The following is a 4,342-nucleotide window of genomic DNA, read 5'->3' as shown; positions in this document are numbered from 1 at the left end:
GCGCGGCGACCGCATCGTCATAGGTCGCGAGCGAGTGGCCGAGCTGCACGCGTACGCCGCGCGCGGCCATCTCGCCGATGATCTCGATGTGGCCCGTGATTTCCGGCGCAAGCGTGACGACGCGAATCGGCGCGATCGACAGGTACTTCAGCACCTCGTCGAGCACGGCCGACACGGCCGCGTCGGGCTGCGCGCCGAGCTTGCCCGGGTTGATGTACGGGCCTTCGAGATGCACGCCCAGCACGCGCGCGCCGCCCGGCGTGCGGTTCCGCGCGACGGTGCCGAGGTTCGCGACGACTTCCATCAGCTCGTCGCGCGGCGCGGTCATCGTCGTCGCGAGCAGGCTCGTCGTGCCGAATTGCGCGTGCGTGCGGACGATCGTCTCGATCGCGTCGCCGCCTTCCATCACGTCTGCGCCGCCGCCGCCATGCACGTGCAGGTCGATGAAGCCGGGCAGGATGTACGGCGCGTCGTTCGTCGCGGGATCGACGGGCGTGCCGTCGAGCGTGGTGATGCGGCCGTTCTCGCTATCGAGCGAACCGTGAATCCAGCCGTCGGGGGTGAGGATGTTGCCAGTCAGCATGACGTTCTCTTGATGATCGGGTGACGCGAGCGTCCGCGTCGTGATGTGCCAATCCGTTGCGATTCATTGCGCGCGATTGCGTTCCATCGCGATCGCGCGGGATGCGCGGGCAGTCTCGCGCGTCAGCGTTTCAGTTCGGCGACGAAGTCGTAGTAGTCGTCGCGGCAATACGTTTCGGTCACTTCGATCGCACGCTGGTCGGCGCCGTAGCCGACGCGCGTGATCACCAGCAATGCCGAGCCCGGCTTCACCGCCATCCATTTCACGATCGCGTGCGTGGCATTCGCCGCGCGAAAGTGCTGCAGCGCGCGCACGACGGTCATGCCGCGCGTATCGAGGTATTCGTACAGCGACGCGCCGAGCGCCTGCGGATCGGGCACCACCGCGGCCGGCAGCGTCGAATGCTCGACGGCCATCACGATGCCGTCCGCGCGGCGCAGCCGTTCGAGCCGCGCCACCGTCGCGCCGGGCGCGAGGCCGAGATGCGTGAGCTCGTCACGGCTCGCGGCGCGCAGTGTGCGCGACAGCCACACCGAATCGGGCACGAAGCCGCGCTGCTGCATCTTCGCGGTGAAGCCGACGAGCCGCGACAGCGGATCGGCGACGCGCGGCGTGATGAAGCTGCCCGCACCGCGCGCCCGCTTGATCAGGCCCTGCTCGACCAGCAGCGCGAGCGCACGACGCGCGGTGATCCGCGACACGCCGACCGACCCCGACAGCAGCCGCTCCGACGGCAGCGCCTCGCCGGCCCGCCACGCGCCGGCGTGGATCGCGCTCGCCAGATTGCGGGCGAGCTGCAGATAGAGCGGCGTGTCGTCGAGGGGGTCGGGCGCCAGTTCGGACCAGCCGGTTTCCATGTGCCTCCGGGTGTCGGACGACGATCCGTGACCGTCGAAAGTGAACGCATTATATAACCACCATAATACCAGTCAACGAACTGGTATTAGCGCTGCGAAAATCGCCGAAAGCCTTGCGCGGCAAGCGTTTTAGCGCCGGCAAAGCCTTTGTTTACAACGCAGTGCGGGATAGGGATTTACCCGAAGTGGTATGCAAAGGGACGGGTCGAAGGAGGGATTTGCCGCGTTTCCGGGCATCGAAAGCAGACCAGGATAGAACCACTTTGGGCAACTGGTATGCATCCCTGGCAAGGCCGACGCACTAGCCGGCCGTCTTTCTCCACGACCGGAACAGCTCCAGCAGCGCGCGGCACGGCGCCGACGTCGCGCCGCCCCGCCGCCATACCGCGCCGACGTCCATCGTCGGCACCGTCACGCTGAGATTGCGGCGGCTGATCCGGTTGCCTTCCAGCGACCACGGCCGATAAACGAGATCCGAGAGGATCGTCACCCCGTGCCCGAGCGCGACGAGGCTTCTCACCGCTTCGATCGACTTGCTCTGCATCCAGACGTTCGGCGCGACGCCGTAGCTGCCCCAGTACTTGCCGACGGTGCGCAGGTGCTCGTCCATGTCGAGCAGCAGATAGTTCTCGCGCGCGACGTCCTCGAGGGTGACGCGGCGGGCGTCCTGCAGCGGATGCCCCGGATGGGTCCACAGCCGGCGCGGCGAACGCAGAATCGTCTCGTATTTCAGGTCGCCGACTTCCGCGGTATTCGACACCAGCAGCAGCGCGATATCGAGGCGATCGTCGATCAGCATCGTCTCGATCGTTTCGCGTTCGCTTTCGACGATGCTCACGCCGAGGTTGCCGAAGCGCTGGGAAATGGCGGACATCAGCGACGGCATCAGATAGGTCGAGATGGTTTCGGTCATCCCGATCCGGACATGCCCGGCGATCTGCTCCGGGTCCTCCTGGGCGGCCACGACCGCGCGATCGATCGACATCGTCGCGTGCTGGACGTGACGCAGGAACCGCTCGCCGGCCGGCGTCAGGCGCACGCCTTTCGGATGACGCAGCAGCAGCGTGACGCCCACCGCCTCCTCGAGGTTCTTCAACGCGATCGTCATCGACGATTGCGACACCGAACAAAGATTGGCCGATTTCGAAATTTGCCCCGTATCGGCAACCGACACGAAGTATTCGATCTGGCGCAGGGTGATGTGCGTATTCACGGGAAAAGGTCCGGGAAGGCCGGGCAGCTCCGGATCAGCACTGCCTCGGAGGCCCGAACGGTACAACGGATCGAGGGATGCGATATTGATTCAATATATACCGGACCATCGAAAGGATGAATTTGTCATGGCCGCCGTCGCTTCCTAGCATGGTCGCAAACATGAACCGGACGATGCCAGACGATGGAGACGCAGGAAAAGAAGGGCTATTGCACGTTGTGCCGGTCGCGATGCGGCACGATCAACGTCGTGCATGGCGACATGATGATCAAGGTCCGGCCCGACGATACGCACCCGACCGGCCACGCGATGTGCATGAAGGGAAAAGCGGCGCCCGAACTCGTGCATAGCCCGAACCGCGTGCTGTACCCGATGCGGCGCACGCAACCGAAGGACGCCGCCGACCCCGGCTGGCAACGCATCGGCTGGGACGAAGCGCTGGCCGAGATCGCCGGGCGTCTCGCGTATTTCAAGCGGGAAAACGGCGCCGAGTCGGTCGCGTTCGGCGTGACCACGCCCAGCGGCACGCCGATGAGCGACAGCATCGACTGGGTCGAGCGATTCGTCTGGTCGTTCGGGAGCCCGAATATTTGCTACGCGACCGAGATCTGCAACTGGCACAAGGACAGCGCGCATGCGTTCACGTTCGGCTGCGGCATACCCGGCGCGGACTACCGGCATGCCGGGCTCATCGTGCTGTGGGGCAACAATCCCGCCAACACCTGGCTCGCGCAGGCCGATGCGATCGCGAAAGGCCGCCGCAACGGCGCCCGGCTGATCGTCGTCGATCCGCGGCCGACCGCGCTCGCGCGGGAAGCCGACCTGTGGCTGCGCGTCCAGCCCGGCACCGACGGCGCGCTCGCGATGGCGATCGCGCGGCAGATGATCGCGACCGGCAACGTCGACGATGCATTCGTGCTGGAATGGACCAACGGCCCGCTGCTCGTGCGGGCCGACACCGGCCGGTTCCTGCGCGAGCGGGATCTCGACGGCGAGGCGTCCGACAACCGCTACGTGGTGTGGAACGAGACGCTCGATCGGCTGGAACTCGCCGGCGGGGAAACCGCGACCCGGCCCGCCGACCTGTCGATGACCGGCGTGCGCCGCGTCGCGATCCGCGATGCGGCGGGCCGCTGCATGGAAGTCGACTGCACGCCGGCCTTCGACCTCTATGCGAAGGCGCTCGACGCCTATACGCCGGAACAGGCGGCCGCGATCACCGGCGTCGCCGCAGCCGACATCGTGAAGGCCGCCGACATGCTGCGCCCGCACCAGGCGATCGCCTATCACGCGTGGTCCGGCGTCGGCATGCACACCAACGCCACGCAAACCGAGCGCGCCATCGCGACGTTGTATGCGTTGACGGGTGCGTTCGACACGCGCGGCTCGAACCGCGAATGGACGAAGCAGCCGGCCAACGCGGTCAGCAGCTACGCGATGCTGAACCCGCAGCAACGCGCGAAAGCGCTCGGCCTCGCGGAGCGGCCGCTCGGCCCGCCGGCGCAAGGCTGGGTCACGGCACGCGACGTCTATCGCGCGATCCTCGACGGCGAACCGTACCGCGTGCGCGCGCTGTTCGCGTTCGGCACGAACATGGTGATGTCGCAGGCGGACGGCGGCCTCGCGCACGAGGCGCTTTGCGCGCTCGATTTCCATGTCCACTGCGATCTGTTCGAGACGCCGTCGTCA

Annotated in this window: 4 protein-coding genes; 1 reads left to right on the top strand and 3 read right to left on the bottom strand. The window is 66.7% G+C overall.

The window, feature by feature from the left end:
* The 3 genes from JMF90_RS26280 to JMF90_RS26270 all read right to left on the bottom strand — a co-directional run.
* Positions 1–583: amidohydrolase family protein (locus JMF90_RS26280; protein WP_201325615.1), on the bottom strand; the 583-nt coding region annotated here is incomplete at its 3' end.
* Between the two features lie 122 nt (positions 584–705).
* Positions 706–1,440: a GntR family transcriptional regulator gene (locus JMF90_RS26275; protein ID WP_201317011.1), complete on the bottom strand. Its 735-nt coding sequence runs from the start codon at positions 1,438–1,440 to the stop codon at positions 706–708.
* A 301-nt stretch (positions 1,441–1,741) separates the two neighbouring features.
* A complete protein-coding gene (locus tag JMF90_RS26270) occupies positions 1,742–2,653 on the bottom strand; it encodes a LysR family transcriptional regulator (protein ID WP_201317012.1) in 912 nt (303 codons plus the stop codon).
* A gap of 183 nt (positions 2,654–2,836) precedes the next feature.
* Here JMF90_RS26270 and JMF90_RS26265 point away from each other — a divergent pair.
* Positions 2,837–4,342 (top strand): molybdopterin-dependent oxidoreductase (locus tag JMF90_RS26265; protein ID WP_201325614.1); only part of this gene is annotated, 1,506 nt, incomplete at its 3' end.

The organism is Burkholderia sp. E168m23 (genome assembly GCF_016586125.1).
GTDB lineage: Bacteria > Pseudomonadota > Gammaproteobacteria > Burkholderiales > Burkholderiaceae > Burkholderia > Burkholderia orbicola.
The sequence above is the reverse complement of the archived record's forward strand: the minus strand, read 5'-3'. Positions and strand labels throughout refer to the sequence as shown.